The following is a 14,548-nucleotide window of genomic DNA, read 5'->3' as shown; positions in this document are numbered from 1 at the left end:
TAGCAGTCGGAAGTGCCTTGGAGTATGGCACGCGTTTCTGGTTCCGAGACGAACGCCGTATTGGGAGAATGGATTAAAACTGAAGGATCAGGGTTTTCAGCGGTGGCTGCTGATCCAGGGACGGGAAATCGCTGGCCGGACTCATGACCTGCCAGTCGCGAACCGGGCGGCCAGCTTTCTCGGCGCAACGCAAAACCTGCTCGCGCCAGTCGTCCATGCTGACCTTTGCCAGATTGTTGCAGCAGATCAATACGCCGTCTGGTGCGGTGGTCAGTACGGCCGGCTTGAGCAGGCTTTGGTAGTCGCGCAGCAGATCGACCGTGCCGAAGGCACTCTTGGCCCAGGCAGGCGGGTCGAGCAGCACGAGGTCGTATTCACGCTGATCCATGCGCGGGTAGGCAGGCAGCTTGTGACGACGCTGAATGATTGGCAGACCGGCCAATTGGCGGATGGCCGCGAAATAGTCGGACTGTACGAATTTCATTTTTGGCAGTTCAGGGTTCAGCAGGCCGTTTTCGCGACCAACCGCCAGATTGCCTTCGGCGAAATCGAGGTTGCAGACTTCGCTGGCTCCACCTGCAGCGGCACTCAGGCCAACACCACAGGTGTAGGAGAACAGGTTGAGCACGCTTTTGCCGGCACTGTGCTGCTTGACCCAGCCACGGGCGTTGCGCAGGTCGAGAAACAACAGCGGGTCTTGCCCGGCATGGCGGCCGCGCACCCGGTACTTGAGGCCCCATTCGTGGCCGACGGTGTCTTCAAGGGCGGCGTCTTCGGCGCGGTACACGGTGTCTTCGCGGTCGATACGCGAGTTGCCCTGGGAGCGGTCGTTGTAGACCAGCAGCAGGTCGAGGCCCAGGTGGCGATTGATGGCTTCGTGCAGTTGCAGCAAGTCATCGCGCTCAAGACGTTGATGAAAGCTTTGTACCAGCAGTTGCGGGCCGTAGCGGTCGATGGTCAGGCCGCCGGCGCCTTCCTGGCTGCCGTGGAACAGGCGATAGCAGTCGGTGCCCTGGGCGTGCAGCTCGGCCAACAGGTCGTGACGATTATCGAGGGCGGCGCGCAGCGCCTGATTCAAGGAAGACATGCATTGCGCCTTGGGGGACAGATAAGGCGCGGCAGTTTAGCAGAATAGGGCTGGTGATTATTGCTGCGTTGCTCTTGTAGCCGCTGTGGGAGCGAGCCTGCTCGCGAAGGTCGTTCGCGAGCAGGCTCGCTCCCACAGGATGGCTTGACCGGCAACAGAGTATCTACACGTTTTGCATTACTCCCGCTCGATCGCCAGCGCTACGCCCTGACCACCGCCGATGCACAAGGTGGCCAGGCCTTTTTTGGCGTCGCGCTTGAGCATTTCGTGAAGCAGGGTCACCAGGATCCGGCAACCTGACGCACCAATAGGGTGGCCAATGGCAATTGCGCCGCCATTGACGTTGACCTTGCTCGCGTCCCATTGCAGTTCCTGGCCCACGGCCAGCGCTTGTGCGGCGAAGGCTTCGTTGGCTTCGATCAGGTCCAGTTGCTGCAAAGTCCAGCCGGCTTTGCTCAGGCAACGCTGGGTGGCACTGACCGGGCCGATGCCCATGATGGCCGGATCCACGCCGGCATTGGCGTAGGCCGCGATTTTGGCCAGCACCGGCAAGCCCAGGGCCTTGGCCTTGGCGGCGCTCATGAGCATGACCGCGGCTGCGCCGTCATTGAGTGAGGAGGCGTTACCTGCGGTGACAGAGCCGTCTTTTTTGAATGCGGGACGCAGTTTTGCCAACGATTCGGCGGTGGTGCCAGCGCGCGGTTGCTCGTCGGTAGTGAATGCGATCGGATCGCCTTTGCGCTGCGGGATCAGGACGGGGGTGATTTCATCGACAAAGCGCCCGGCTTCAATCGCCGCAGTGGCTTTTTGCTGTGAGGCGGCGGCGAAGGCGTCTTGCGCTTCACGGCTGATGTCGTATTTAGCCACAAGGTTTTCGGCGGTAATGCCCATGTGGTAGTCGTTGAACGCATCCCACAGGCCATCGCTGATCATGGTGTCGACGATCTGACTGTGGCCCATGCGCAGACCGGTGCGGGCACCGGGCATGATGTAGTTGGACAGGCTCATGTTTTCCTGGCCGCCGGCGATGATCACCTCGGCATCGCCGCATCGAATGGCCTGGGCCCCCAGGTGCAGGGCCTTGAGGCCCGACCCGCAAACCTTGTTCAGGGTCAGTGCCGGTACCGCAAACGGCAGGCCGGCCTTGATTGCCGCCTGGCGGGCAGGGTTTTGCCCGGCACCGGCGGTCAGTACCTGACCCATGATCACTTCGTCGACCTGGGCGCCATCCAGGCCGGTTTGTGCGAGTAATTGGCGAATGACGGCGGCACCCAGTTCCACGGCAGGTACATGGGCCAGCGAACCTTGAAAGCTGCCAACGGCGGTGCGGGTAGCCGCAACGATTACGACGTCTTGCATTGCTTGAGTCCTCTTTATTCTTGGAGTGTTGTGTCCGGATTCAGGCGGGCATGGTGGCATAAATCGGTGTTGAGTTCATCGCGGGCAGGCCCGCTCCCACAAGAGCACCACAGATCCTGTGGGTGCGGGCCTGCCCGCGATGGCAACGTAGCGGTTTTCAGCCAAGCCCCATGCGCCGTCGCGCCCGTTGTACCGAACCGTTGCGTACGGCCCAGCGCAGGATTGGCGCGGTGCTGTTGACCCCGGCCCGCACCCCTTTGCGAATCATCGAGTGTTGTTGCAGCCCCAACTGGTCGCTGGCCCAGTCGGGCAGTAAATCGATCCCGGCCTGCATCATCAATGCACCAAATGGTTTGGCTAGCAGGCTGGGGGCAGGGGCGTTGAGCAGCAGGCGAATGACTTCACGGCTGCGCTCATCGCAAAGCAATTGCGGGCGAACGCTGTCGAGGTAATGGGCTACTTGCTGACGTGAGCGCGGTACGTGGGTGGCGCCCAGGCGTTCAGCGATCATGGCGATTTCGTCGTAGTAGCGGTCCTGATCTTCAGCGGATAAATGCGGGTTGCGATAGCGCAGGTGGGCGGCGAGAAAATTGCTGACTTCGGCCACATGCACCCAGGTCAGCAGCTCGGGGTCGCTGGCCGCATAGGGGCGGCCATCGAGACCGGTGCCGCTGACTTGCAGGTGGATGGTGCGCACTTTGTCGATCAGCCAGTTGGCATCGCCAGTGGCGCCGAAGGTGGTACCTGAAATGAACTGCCCGGTGCGGCGTAGCCGACCCAGCATGTCTTCGCGGAAACTGGAGTGGTCCCACACCCCGGCCAGGGCCAGTGGGTGCAAGGCTTGCAGCATCAAGGCGCTGATGCCGCCAATCAGCATGCTGGTGAAGTCACCGTGGACCTGCCAACTGATGGAGTCCGGGCCGAACAGGCCGGGGTCGCTCTTGGGGTTTTCGAGGTCGAGCTTGCCGAGGGAAAGCCCGGTCAGGCTCATGATCTGGCGCTCGATGGGGCGGCGGATAAATTCCATTATGCCTTTCTCGATGGTGCCAGCCAGTCGATGAAAACTGGCTGGCTATCAATCACCCGCGGTGACGGCCGCGGAAGTAGTTGATCAGGCCCTGGGTCGACGCATCGTCGGCAGGCTCTTCCTGGATACCGGTCAGGCGGTTGTATACGCCCTTGCCCAGCTCCTTGCCCAGTTCAACACCCCATTGGTCGAAGGCGTTGATGCCCCAGATCACGCTTTGCACAAACACTTTGTGTTCGTACAGCGCCACCAGTGCACCCAGACGGCGCGGGCTGATGCGTTCCACCACCAGGGTATTGCTCGGGCGGTTGCCCGGGATCACCTTGTGCGGCGCCAGTTTTTTAACTTCTTCTTCGCTCATGCCCTTGTCGCGCAGTTCAGCTTCGGCTTCTGCGCGGGTTTTACCCAGCATCAGCGCCTGGCTTTGCGACAGGCAGTTGGCATACAGCCATTGATGGTGGTCGGACACCGGGTTGAAGCTGACAATCGGCACGATAAAGTCGGCCGGGATCAGTTGGGTGCCTTGGTGCAGCAATTGGTGGTACGCATGCTGACCGTTGCAGCCCACTCCACCCCAGATCACCGGGCCAGTATCGGTTGACACCGGAGTGCCGTCCTGGCGCACGCTCTTGCCGTTGGATTCCATGTCCAGCTGTTGCAAGTGTTTGGTGATGTTACGCAGGTAGTGGTCGTACGGCAGGATCGCGTGGCTTTGCGCGCCCCAGAAGTTGCCATACCACACACCCAGTGCTGCCATCAGTACCGGCATGTTCTGCTCGAACGGAGCAGTCTGGAAGTGCTGGTCCATGCTGTAGGCACCGGACAGCAGCTCTTTGAAGTTGGACATGCCGATGGCCAGGGCAATTGGCAGACCGATGGCCGACCACAGCGAGTAACGCCCGCCGACCCAGTCCCACATCGGGAAGATGTTTTCTTCTCGAATACCGAATGCCACGGCTGCCGCGTTGTTGCTCGATACGGCGATAAAGTGGCGATGCAGCTCAGCTTCCGAACCGCCCTGGGCGAGGTACCAGGCTCGTGCCGCCTGGGCGTTTTTCAGGGTTTCGAGGGTATTGAATGATTTGGACGAAACGATAAATAGGGTGGTTTCAGCGCGCAGTTTTGCGGTCAGTTCATGGAACTCACTGCCGTCGATGTTCGCCAGGTAATGGCAGCGCACACCTTTTTGCGCGTAGGACAGCAGCGCTTCAGAAACCAGCTCAGGGCCGAGGAACGAGCCGCCGATGCCGATATTGACGATGTCGGTGATTGGCTTCTCGGTGTAACCGCGCCACAGACCGTCGTGAATCCGGCCGACCAGCTCGGTCATCTGGTTCAGGACTTTATGCACCTCGGGCATGATGTTCACGCCGTTGACCGACAGTTTGTCGGCAACCGGACGGCGCAACGCGGTGTGCAGGGCCGGGCGACCTTCAGAGGCGTTGACGATTTCACCGCTGAACAACGACTTGATTGCGCCTTTGAGGTCGACCTCATTGGCGAGGTCGACCAGAAGGTCGCGGGTCTCGTTGGTGATCAGGTTTTTCGAGTAGTCCAGAAACAGCCCGCAGCTGCTCAGGGTGAATTCTTCAAAACGTTTCGGGTTGCTGTTAAACGCGTCACGCATGCTGAAGTTTTGCATGCTGGCACGGTGAAGTTTCAACGCTTGCCAAGCGGGCAGAGCGGTAACGTCGTGAGGGGTGCGGTAGTACGCCATCGCTGCGGATATCCTTTTTGCTTGAACTGCCTTTGGACACTGAAAACACCTGCGCCTGGTTTTTCTTGTTCAGGCGTTCGGTCGGTCTGATTCTGCACGTTAACTGGAAGCAGGGCGATTACAGTAACCTTCGCGCCTGCTTCTGTCTTGGCTTTGTCTGACACCGAGAAGTAACTTTTGTCACAGTTACGTCACAGCAGGTGAAACGTTTCAGTGTTTCTTTATGGAGTGCGGGTCATTCCGCGGTTCCGCACAGGCCACTCTGTCAGAGCGCGCTGTCGAGATTAAGATGTACGTTGTCGATCAAACGGGTGGCACCCAGGAAGGCCGCAACCAGAATTACCAGGTCGCGATCAGTCGCCTGTGCCGGTAGCAAGGTCTGTGCGTGGCGCACTTCCAGGTAGTCCGGACGAAAACCAATGGCTTCGATTTGCGCCAGATGCTGGCGCACCAGGGCCGGGTAGTCGCGCTCACCGGCTTCGATGGCGCGCGCCATTTCACTCAGGTGACGGTACAGCGCTGGCGCCAGGGCTCGCTGCTCTTCGCTCAGGTAACCATTGCGCGAGGACAGGGCCAGGCCGTCTTCGGCGCGCACGGTGGGTTCGCTGATGATCTGGATCGGGAAGTTCAGATCGTTGACCATTGCGCGAATGACTGCCAGCTGTTGGTAGTCTTTTTGCCCAAAAATCGCCAGGTCGGGCTGAACCATGTTGAACAGCTTGCTGACCACGGTGGTCACACCATCGAAATGCCCCGGGCGACGGCTGCCGCACAGTTCATTGCTTAATTTGGCAGCAGTAACACGGGTCAGGCCGTCCATGCCGTTGGGGTACATTTCTTCAACGGTCGGGGCAAACAGCAAGTCACAGCCTGCCTGCAGAAGCCTTTCCTGGTCGGCTGCCAGGGTGCGCGGATAGGTATCCAGATCTTCGTTGGCGCCAAACTGCAGCGGGTTGACGAAAATGCTGGCCACCACGAAATCGGCTTGTTGTGCGGCGGTGGTTACCAGTGCGCCATGGCCACTGTGCAGATTGCCCATGGTCGGGACCAGTGCTATCTGTTTGCCTTCACGGCGTGCGCGGGCGATGACGGCGCGCAGTTCGCGAACGTTTTTAACTGTGTTCATGCAGAGAATCCGTGTTCGGTAGCAGGAAAGCTGACGGCTTTGACTTCAGTGACGTAGGCGCGCAGGGCGGACTGGATATCGGGCTGGCCGCTCATGAAGTTTTTCACGAACTTGGGCACGCGGCCGGTCAGTGAAAGGCCCAGCATGTCGTGCAGCACCAGGACCTGGCCGTCGGTGTCACTGCCGGCGCCGATGCCGATGACCGGGATCTTGACCGCGTGGGTGATCTCTTTTGCCAGTTCGCTGGGTACACATTCGAGCAGCAGCATGGCCGCTCCTGCCTGTTCCAGGGCAATGGCATCGGCACGCATCTGGCGCGCCTGGTTTTCGTTGCGGCCTTGTACCTTGTAACCCCCCAGCACGTTCACGGTCTGCGGGGTCAGGCCCATATGCGCGCACACGGGGATGCCGCGTTCAGTCATGGCCCGGATCGACTCGGCCAGCCACACGGCGCCTTCGACCTTGACCATATGCGCGCCGGCCTTCATCAGCACCGCGCTGTTGTTGAGGCTTTGTTCCAGGGTGGCGTTGGCCATAAAGGCCATGTCCGCCAGGATCAGAGCGTCCTGGTTACCGCGTTTGACGCAGGCCACGTGGTAGGCCATGTCAGCGGTCGTCACAGGCAATGTACTGTCATGCCCTTGTAGAACCATGCCCAGGGAGTCGCCTACCAATAGCACTTCAACACCGGCCTGATTGCAGGCGTGGGCGAAGGTGGCGTCATAGCACGTCAGCATGGTGATTTTTTCACCTTTTTGCTTAAGGCCTTGCAGGGTGGTCAGGGTAATAGCTGGCATGAAAAGGATCCTCGTCAGGCAGTGTGGTAACCACTGCGAGTAACGCGTGTGATTCATCGTTATGAACAGGCACACCTTTATAGAGGGCGCTTATAAAGCCTGCTTTTCACATTGCACCATCCTGTGGATGGCTGCGGGATGCCTATAGTCGTGACGAGGGCACTGGAAGTCAATTCCGGGTGTTACCGCAATGGTGTTACCCGGGTATAGATTCGATTCAGCTTAAGAGGGGATTCGCTCAAGCCCGATAAATGGGCAGTCATCGAGCAATTGCGCGAGCGTGCGGCCATCGGAGAGTTTCAGCGATGCTGGCGCCAGTTCGGCCAGCGGATACAGCACAAAAGGCCGGGCGTGCATGTGGTAGTGCGGAACTTTAAGGCGGGGCTCGTCGATCAGGCGATCGCCGAATAGCAAGATGTCCAGGTCCAGAGTGCGCGGGCCCCAACGCTCTTGACGCTCGCGTCCCTGGTCCAGTTCGATGGCCTGCAGGGCATCGAGCAGGTCCAGCGGCGCCAGCGAGCTGTCGATGGCCGCTACGGCATTGGTGTAGCGCGGCTGGCCAGGCAACAGCGAATCGCTTTGATAAAATGCTGAAACCCCGATGAGTCGGGAGTCCGGCAATTGCGCCAGGGCCTGGACAGCACTGCGCAATTGATCCGCCGGGTCAGCCAGATTGCTGCCCATTCCAATGTAGACGCGTTCCATCGCTTACTCGTCCGCTGCGGCGCTGCGTTTACGCTTGGCACCGCTGGTACGGCGACGTTTGCGCGGTGCAGGACCGGTACCGTCATCCTTGGCGTTGCTCAGATCGCGGATCATCTCGCGGCGGCCGCTGTCATTGGCGTCCTGATAGTCGGTCCACCATTCGCCCAGGCCATTGGTCTGCTCGCCGGCGCTTTCACGCAAGAGCAAGAAGTCATACCCGGCACGGAAACGCGGGTTGTCGAGCAACATGTCGGCGCGTTTGCCGCTGCGACGCGGCAGGCGCTCCTGCATGTCCCAGATCTCGCGAATCGGCATGGTGAAGCGCTTGGGAATAGCAATACGCTGGCATTGCTCGGCGATCAGTTCATGGGCGGCTTCCTGCATGGCAGGAATGGGCGGCATGCCTTGATCTTGCAGGCGCAATACGCGTGCAGGCAACGCGGGCCACAACAGGGCGGCAAACAGGAAGGCCGGGGTCACCGGTTTGCCCTGTTTGATGCGCAGATCAGTGTTGCGCAAGGCTTCGCTGATCAGGGTGTGGGTGTAGGTCGGGTTGTGCTCCAGTGCTTCGGCGCTGGCCGGGAACAGAGGGTCGAACAACTCGAGGTCAACCAGCATCTCGAAGGTGTCGGAAGCGTTACCGGAGAGGAACAGCTTGAGCACTTCTTCGAACAGGCGCGCGGAAGGGATTTCCCGCAGCATCGGCGCCAGTTCGCGGATTGGTTCGGCGGTGTGCTTTTCGATACCAAAGTTGAGCTTGGCGGCAAAGCGCACTGCGCGCAGCATGCGAACAGGGTCTTCCTGGTAGCGCTGTTGCGGGTCGCCGATCAGGCGCAGCAAGCGGTTGCGGATATCGTGTACGCCATTGGCGTAATCGAGGATGCGCTCGCTGACCGGGTCGTAGTACAGGGCGTTGATCGTGAAGTCACGACGCTGGGCGTCTTCTTCAAGGGTGCCGTAGACGTTGTCGCGCAAGATGCGCCCGCTTTCGTTACGCGAGGACTGGTTGCTGTCTTCCTCTTCGTCGTTTTGCGGGTGATTGGCACGGAAGGTCGCGACTTCAATGATTTCGCGGCCAAAGTGGATATGCACCAACTTGAAACGACGACCGATGATTCGCGCATTGCGAAATTCGGCGCGCACTTGCTCGGGCGTGGCGCTGGTGGCGACGTCAAAGTCTTTTGGCGTGATATTGAGCAGCATGTCGCGTACGCAACCGCCAACCAGATAGGCCTGGTAACCGGCGTTCTGCAGGCGTTCGACGATATTGACCGCGTAGCGGCTGAACTGGGCACGTTGCAGCGAGTGTTGGCTGCTGTTGAGCACTTCAGGGGTGCTGCGCAGTTGTTGCGTACGACGCTTGGGAGAACGGAATGACTGGAACAGCTTCTTCAGCATGGGATGCACTGTTTGAAGGAATGTTCGGCCAAAACGAAGAATGACCGCATGATGGGCGGGGATTCTAGCATTTAGTCAGGGGATGGTGTAGGACGCTTAGCCGCTCTTGCGAGCGAAGCTGCAAGCCGTAAGCATAAATAGCTGTAAGAGGCGCGGTTTAGACGGTTGCGAGGGGATTTGTTAAATCGCAGAAACCACAAGGGGAGCCGAAGCTCCCCCAGAATTAGTTGCGTGCTCTATTTTTATTATTGATTGCGGGCTTTTTGTTTTTGTTAATCGCCCTGGTTACAAAGGTCTTGCCTGTGCAACCCTCCCAATCGGGAGATAAGAGCAAACGGATTGCTTTGGTCGCTGCGTTGATGTGATCAATGATCCAACCAGTTCAGGCTCTGCTTTAAGTGCAGTTTTTGTTGTTCTCTGCCTGGTCGCGGGGCAAGCCCCATTTACAACACCTCTCCAAAACAATCAGTTAGCTGCGCCTCCGCCGTGTTGTTCTTGTTATGCGTGAGCCGATACGTCTTATTTTTATTGTGTGCTGCTGTGATTCTTATTGTTCTTGTACGAATACATATAGCAGGGTGCGTGCCAACTTTTGCGCGGCCCAGCAAAATAAGGGGTTTTCAGGGTTTTGGCCTTTTTCCGGGCAAAAAAAAGCCGGGTCATCGTTACCGTAAGACCCGGCTTTTGTTACGTGATTTAACAGAGGTAACAGTTGGTTACCTCTGGCGCTGTTACCTAGCCCTCGCTTGGCACGCCGGTTTTGCGTCGCGGGATTCCCAGACGCTGACGTCGCTCCCACAAGCATTTGCGGCTGACCCCCAGTTTTCGAGCCAGTTCGGTCTCGGTCATATGGTCCTGATGCTCAAGGACGAAGTGCTGGAAGTAGTCTTCCAGTGACAGGTCCTCGGTGGGATCAAGGCTGGTGTTACCGTTACTGATGCTCTGCTGCGGGGCCAGGCCGATGAAGTCATCGTCTTGCAGGTCGCTCAGTTCAATATCGATACCCAGCAGTTCAGCCGAGATTTCCGGGCTTTCACAGAGGATCACCGCGCGCTCCACAGCGTTTTCCAGCTCGCGCACGTTACCCGGCCATGAGTAATGGCTGATCGCCCGTTCGGCATCGGGGGCGAATTTGAGGTCGGTGCGACCCACGCGAGCACTTTGGCGGGCGAGGAAGGCGTTGGCGATTTCGTTGACGTCAGCGCCACGTTCACGCAGCGCAGGCAGCTTGAGCGCGATAACGTGCAGGCGGTAGTACAGGTCTTCGCGGAACTGGCCTACCTTGGCCAGGCTTTTCAGGTCGCGGTGGGTCGCGGCAATCAGGCGAACATCGACCTTCTGCGACTGTACCGAGCCAACCCGGCGAATCTCGCCTTCCTGCAGCACGCGCAGCAGTCGGGCTTGGGCCTCAAGCGGCAATTCGCCGATTTCATCGAGGAACAGCGTGCCGCCATCGGCGGCTTCAACCAGACCGGCACGGCCAGCGCTGGCGCCGGTAAACGCGCCTTTTTCGTGGCCGAACAGTTCGGACTCGATCAGGGATTCCGGGATGGCCGCGCAGTTGACCGAGATCATCGGTGCTTTGGCGCGGCGCGACAGGTTGTGCAGGGCGCGGGCTACCAGCTCTTTACCTGTGCCGGATTCACCCTGGATCAGCACATTGGAGTCAGTGGGCGCTACTTTGCGAATCTTGCTGTACATGTCCAGCATTGGCGGGCACGAACCGATGATGCCGATTTCACCGTTGCTGTTATCCACCGTGTTTTTGTCAGCGGTGCCTGCTTTGGCAGGGCGTTCGGCCGGCGCGCTCTGGGTGTTTTGCCGGTCACGCAGAATGCGCGCCACCGCTTGCAGCATTTCGTCGTGATCAAAAGGTTTGGCGATGTAGTCCACCGCGCCCATTTTCATCGAGTCCACGGCCGAGCGCAGGCTGGCATAGCTGGTCATGATCAGCACCGGCTTGCCCTGGCCAAGCTTGATCAGCTCGGTCCCCGGAGCGCCGGGCAGGCGCAGGTCGCTGACAATCAAGTCAAACGACGGGATGCTGAACTGCTCCTGCGCCTCTTGCACCGAGCCAGCCTCGCTGACCTGGTATTGATTGCGCTCCAGTAAGCGGCGTAGGGCGGAGCGGATGATGGTTTCATCTTCGACGATCAAAATATGCGGCATTGATTCGGTTCTCTCGACGGTCTCAGTTCACAGCGGACGTCGCTTCGACATGACGCGGTAGTGTCACCCGGATACGGGTTCCGCGTTGGCTGTGAATGTCAGCCGGGCTGTCGATGGTGATTTGTCCATAATGCTCTTCAACGATGGAATAGACCAGTGCAAGGCCCAGACCTGTACCTTCGCCAGGGTCCTTGGTGGTGAAAAACGGTTCGAACAACCGGTCCATGATGTTCTGCGGAATGCCAGTGCCTTCATCTTCCACGATAAGGTCGACGGTGTGCTCGCTGGCCTCGCTCTTGACCCGTACGGCACTGCCGGCAGGCGTCGCGTCGCGGGCGTTGGAGAGCAGGTTGATCAATACCTGGGCGAGCCGCTGCGGGTCGCCGTCGACCCAGTGGTCCGGGTCGCACAGGTTGTAGAATTGCACTTCGAAATTGCGTCGGTTCAGGGCCAGCAGGCCAATGGCATCCTGGGCTACTTCGGCCAGACAGACGGGCTCGTCATTGTGTTGATGGCTGCCGGCATGGGCGAAGCTCATCAGAGACTGGACGATGCGTGAGATGCGTTTGGTCTGTTCAAGTATCTGGCTGCTGATTTCGGTCAATTCGCCATCGTCTTCGCGTTCCTCGCGCAGATTCTGCGCCAGGCAGGCAATGCCGGTGACCGGGTTGCCGATTTCGTGAGCCACCCCTGCCGCCAGCCGCCCGATGCTGGCCAGGCGCTCGGAGTGCACCAGCTTGTCTTCGAGCATCTGGGTTTCCGTCAGGTCCTCGACCAGCAGCACCAGGCCGCTATTACCCGGTGCCAGCGGCTCGTCAATGGCGGCTTTGTGCAGGTTGAGCCAGCGGGTCTGGCCATCAAGGGCCAGGTGCTGCTTGTGCAAGTGTTCGTCCGGCAGGTCGATAAAACCTTGCAGCAACTCGCGCCATGGATCGCCCAGGGTACCCAGGCGCGAACCCACCACGCGCTGGGCCGGGATGCCGGTCAACTCTTCCATGGCCTTGTTCCACATCAGGATCTCTTGATCCTTGGCCAGTGAACACACGCCCATCGGCAACTCTTGCAGGGTCTGGCGGTGATAACGGCGCAAGGCGTCGAGCTCGGCTGCCAGCCCGGTAAGGCGTGAGTGGTAGTCCTCAAGCCGGCTTTCGATAAAGTGAATGTCCTCGGTAACGTAGTTTTCGCCGCCGGACTTGTAGGGCAAAAAGGTCTCGACCATATCTTGTGCGACGCTTGGGCCCATCAGGCCGGAAAGGTTGGCTTCGATCCTGTCGCGCAGGCGTCGCAAGGCATAGGGGCGACGTTCATCGAAAGGCAGGAAAAGGTCACGCAGCGCCTGTTCGACTTCTTTTTGCGCAGCTTTGGCGCCCAGAGGTTTGGCCAGCTGTGTAGCGAACTCCTGCGGGGAGGCCGCGTGCAGCTCGCGACGTTGCGGGCGGCGTACGTTATCCACAGCACAGGCTTCGGCGGCACTGGCTTCTTCAGGGCTGGCGTTGGTGAACAGGGAAATCAGGGTGAACATCAGCACGTTGGCCGCCAGCGAGGCGATGGCTGCCATGTGCCAGCTGGTATCGTCCAGCACATAGATCATGTTCAACCACGGGATATAGAAGCCCTGGAAGTTGCCGATCAGCGGGAACAGCATGCTCGCCATCCACACCAGTATCCCGGCCAGCAGACCGGCAATAAAGCCACGTCGGTTGGCCGTCGGCCAGTACAGTACCGAGAGCACGCCCGGCAAAAACTGCAACGTGGCGACAAAGGCCACGATGCCGAGGTTGGCCAGATCCTGCTCGGCGCCCAGCAGCAGGTAGAAGCCGTAGCCGGCCATGATAATGGCAACGATCAGGGCGCGGCGGGTCCACTTCAGCCAGCGGTAGATATTACCTTCGGCGGGCGGTTGATAAAGCGGCAGCACCAGGTGGTTGAGGGCCATGCCCGAAAGCGCCAGGGTGGTGACGATAATCAGCCCGCTGGAGGCCGAAAGCCCGCCCACATAAGCCAGCAGCGCCAGGGGTTTGCTGTTGGCGGCAATACCGATACCGAGTGTGAAGTATTCCGGATTGGTGGTGGCGCCCAGCTTGAGGCCGGCCCACAGGATCAGCGGCACGGCCAGGCTCATCAGCAACAGGAACAGCGGCAGGCCCCAGCTGGCGCTGACCAGCCCGCGCGGGTTGAGGTTCTCGGTGAAGGTCATGTGATACATGTGCGGCATCACAATGGCCGAGGCGAAAAATACTAGCAGCAGGGTGCGCCATGGCCCTTCTTGAAGCGGTGTGTGCAGTGCGGCGAGGGCGGTCTGGTTCTGCAGCAGCCAGACTTCCAGCTGTTGCGGGCCATCGAACACGCCATAAAGCGCGTAAAGGCCCACACCGCCAATGGCGATCAGCTTGATCACCGACTCAAAGGCAATGGCGAATACCAGGCCTTCGTGTTTCTCACGGGTGGCGATATGCCGAGAGCCGAAGAAGATCGTAAACAGGGTGATCAGTGCGCAGAAGCTCAGGGCTACGCGGTGTTGCACCGGCTCGCGGGTGAGGATGCTGATGGAGTCGGCCACGGCCTGGATTTGCAGGGCCAATAGCGGTAACACGCCTATCAGCATGAAAATCGTGGTCAGGGCTCCGGCCCAGGTGCTGCGGAAGCGAAAGGCGAACAGGTCGGCCAGCGATGAGAGCTGGTAGGTGCGGGTGATTTTTAGAATGGGGTAAAGCAACACAGGCGCCAGCAGAAAAGCCCCGGAAACCCCAAGGTAGCTGGACAAAAAGCCGTAGCCATATTCGTAAGCCAGCCCCACTGTGCCGTAGAACGCCCAGGCACTGGCGTAAACGCCCAAAGACAGGGTGTAGGTCAGCGGGTGACGAATGATTGCGCGCGGGATCATGCCGCGTTCACTGATCCAGGCCACGCCAAACAGCACCAGCAGGTAGGCGGCGCTGATCAGGATCATCTGGGTCAGGCTAAAGCTCATCGGCATCTTTTTGGCTCTGCAGAATAAAGGTCACAACGATCAGAATCAGCCAGAGCAGATAGGGCCGGTACCAGGCGCCTGTCGCATCGATCCACCAATCCATGATGGCGGGAGAAAACAGGTAGATCCCGACAACCAGCAACAGGACCAATCGATAGATATACATCCCGCCCTCACTTTTACAGGCCGCAT

11 protein-coding genes are annotated in these 14,548 nt (G+C 59.5%); all 11 read right to left on the bottom strand.

Annotated features, from left to right (window positions below; translation table 11 throughout):
• Positions 1-73 precede the first annotated feature (73 nt).
• The 11 genes from HBN79_RS19565 to HBN79_RS19515 all read right to left on the bottom strand — a co-directional run bounded on the left by HBN79_RS19565 (position 74) and on the right by HBN79_RS19515 (position 14,522).
• On the bottom strand, positions 74-1,087 hold the full coding sequence (locus HBN79_RS19565) for a class I SAM-dependent methyltransferase (protein WP_095002559.1): 1,014 nt from the start codon (positions 1,085-1,087) through the stop codon (positions 74-76).
• Positions 1,088-1,264: 177 nt separating this feature from the next.
• Positions 1,265-2,446, bottom strand: coding sequence for an acetyl-CoA C-acetyltransferase (locus tag HBN79_RS19560; protein ID WP_095002560.1), 1,182 nt, complete (start codon positions 2,444-2,446; stop codon positions 1,265-1,267).
• Positions 2,447-2,603: 157 nt separating this feature from the next.
• Positions 2,604-3,473 (bottom strand): oxygenase MpaB family protein, encoded by an 870-nt coding sequence (locus HBN79_RS19555; RefSeq protein ID WP_169917058.1) that lies wholly within the window; start codon positions 3,471-3,473, stop codon positions 2,604-2,606.
• 52 nt (positions 3,474-3,525) lie between these two features.
• Complete coding sequence (gene pgi, locus HBN79_RS19550) at positions 3,526-5,190, bottom strand: glucose-6-phosphate isomerase (protein ID WP_095018771.1); 1,665 nt, start codon at positions 5,188-5,190, stop codon at positions 3,526-3,528.
• Between the two features lie 265 nt (positions 5,191-5,455).
• Positions 5,456-6,316 (bottom strand): pantoate--beta-alanine ligase, encoded by an 861-nt coding sequence (gene panC / locus HBN79_RS19545; RefSeq protein ID WP_169917057.1) that lies wholly within the window; start codon positions 6,314-6,316, stop codon positions 5,456-5,458.
• Positions 6,313-7,113 carry a 3-methyl-2-oxobutanoate hydroxymethyltransferase gene (gene panB / locus HBN79_RS19540; RefSeq protein ID WP_095018772.1) on the bottom strand — a complete coding sequence of 267 codons (801 nt, stop codon included), beginning with the start codon at positions 7,111-7,113 and terminating at the stop codon, positions 6,313-6,315. The genes panC and panB overlap by 4 nt, the downstream gene beginning before the upstream one ends.
• A gap of 222 nt (positions 7,114-7,335) precedes the next feature.
• Positions 7,336-7,818 (bottom strand): 2-amino-4-hydroxy-6-hydroxymethyldihydropteridine diphosphokinase, encoded by a 483-nt coding sequence (gene folK / locus HBN79_RS19535; protein WP_095002565.1) that lies wholly within the window; start codon positions 7,816-7,818, stop codon positions 7,336-7,338.
• Positions 7,819-7,821: 3 nt separating this feature from the next.
• Positions 7,822-9,216: a polynucleotide adenylyltransferase PcnB gene (locus tag HBN79_RS19530; protein ID WP_095002566.1), complete on the bottom strand. Its 1,395-nt coding sequence runs from the start codon at positions 9,214-9,216 to the stop codon at positions 7,822-7,824.
• Between the two features lie 735 nt (positions 9,217-9,951).
• Positions 9,952-11,385, bottom strand: coding sequence for a sigma-54 dependent transcriptional regulator (locus HBN79_RS19525; protein WP_095002567.1), 1,434 nt, complete (start codon positions 11,383-11,385; stop codon positions 9,952-9,954).
• A 22-nt stretch (positions 11,386-11,407) separates the two neighbouring features.
• Positions 11,408-14,362: a sensor histidine kinase gene (locus HBN79_RS19520; protein ID WP_165446546.1), complete on the bottom strand. Its 2,955-nt coding sequence runs from the start codon at positions 14,360-14,362 to the stop codon at positions 11,408-11,410.
• Positions 14,346-14,522, bottom strand: a complete 177-nt coding sequence (locus HBN79_RS19515) for a hypothetical protein (RefSeq protein ID WP_003176118.1) — start codon at positions 14,520-14,522, stop codon at positions 14,346-14,348. Before HBN79_RS19515 ends, HBN79_RS19520 begins: the two co-directional genes overlap by 17 nt.
• Between the last annotated feature and the right edge of the window lie 26 nt (positions 14,523-14,548).

This window comes from Pseudomonas sp. WS 5051 (assembly GCF_012985715.1).
Lineage (GTDB): Bacteria > Pseudomonadota > Gammaproteobacteria > Pseudomonadales > Pseudomonadaceae > Aquipseudomonas > Aquipseudomonas bubulae.
Note: the sequence above shows the minus strand (reverse complement) of the source record. Positions and strands in the feature narration are given on the sequence as shown.

Coding starts and splice junctions, on each gene's coding strand:
- HBN79_RS19565 (WP_095002559.1), bottom strand. CDS start 1,087: ATGTCTTCCTTGAATCAGGCGCTGCGCGCCGCCCTCGATAATCGTCAC.
- HBN79_RS19560 (WP_095002560.1), bottom strand. CDS start 2,446: ATGCAAGACGTCGTAATCGTTGCGGCTACCCGCACCGCCGTTGGCAGC.
- HBN79_RS19555 (WP_169917058.1), bottom strand. CDS start 3,473: ATGGAATTTATCCGCCGCCCCATCGAGCGCCAGATCATGAGCCTGACC.
- pgi (WP_095018771.1), bottom strand. CDS start 5,190: ATGGCGTACTACCGCACCCCTCACGACGTTACCGCTCTGCCCGCTTGG.
- panC (WP_169917057.1), bottom strand. CDS start 6,316: ATGAACACAGTTAAAAACGTTCGCGAACTGCGCGCCGTCATCGCCCGC.
- panB (WP_095018772.1), bottom strand. CDS start 7,113: ATGCCAGCTATTACCCTGACCACCCTGCAAGGCCTTAAGCAAAAAGGT.
- folK (WP_095002565.1), bottom strand. CDS start 7,818: ATGGAACGCGTCTACATTGGAATGGGCAGCAATCTGGCTGACCCGGCG.
- HBN79_RS19530 (WP_095002566.1), bottom strand. CDS start 9,216: ATGCTGAAGAAGCTGTTCCAGTCATTCCGTTCTCCCAAGCGTCGTACG.
- HBN79_RS19525 (WP_095002567.1), bottom strand. CDS start 11,385: ATGCCGCATATTTTGATCGTCGAAGATGAAACCATCATCCGCTCCGCC.
- HBN79_RS19520 (WP_165446546.1), bottom strand. CDS start 14,362: ATGCCGATGAGCTTTAGCCTGACCCAGATGATCCTGATCAGCGCCGCC.
- HBN79_RS19515 (WP_003176118.1), bottom strand. CDS start 14,522: ATGTATATCTATCGATTGGTCCTGTTGCTGGTTGTCGGGATCTACCTG.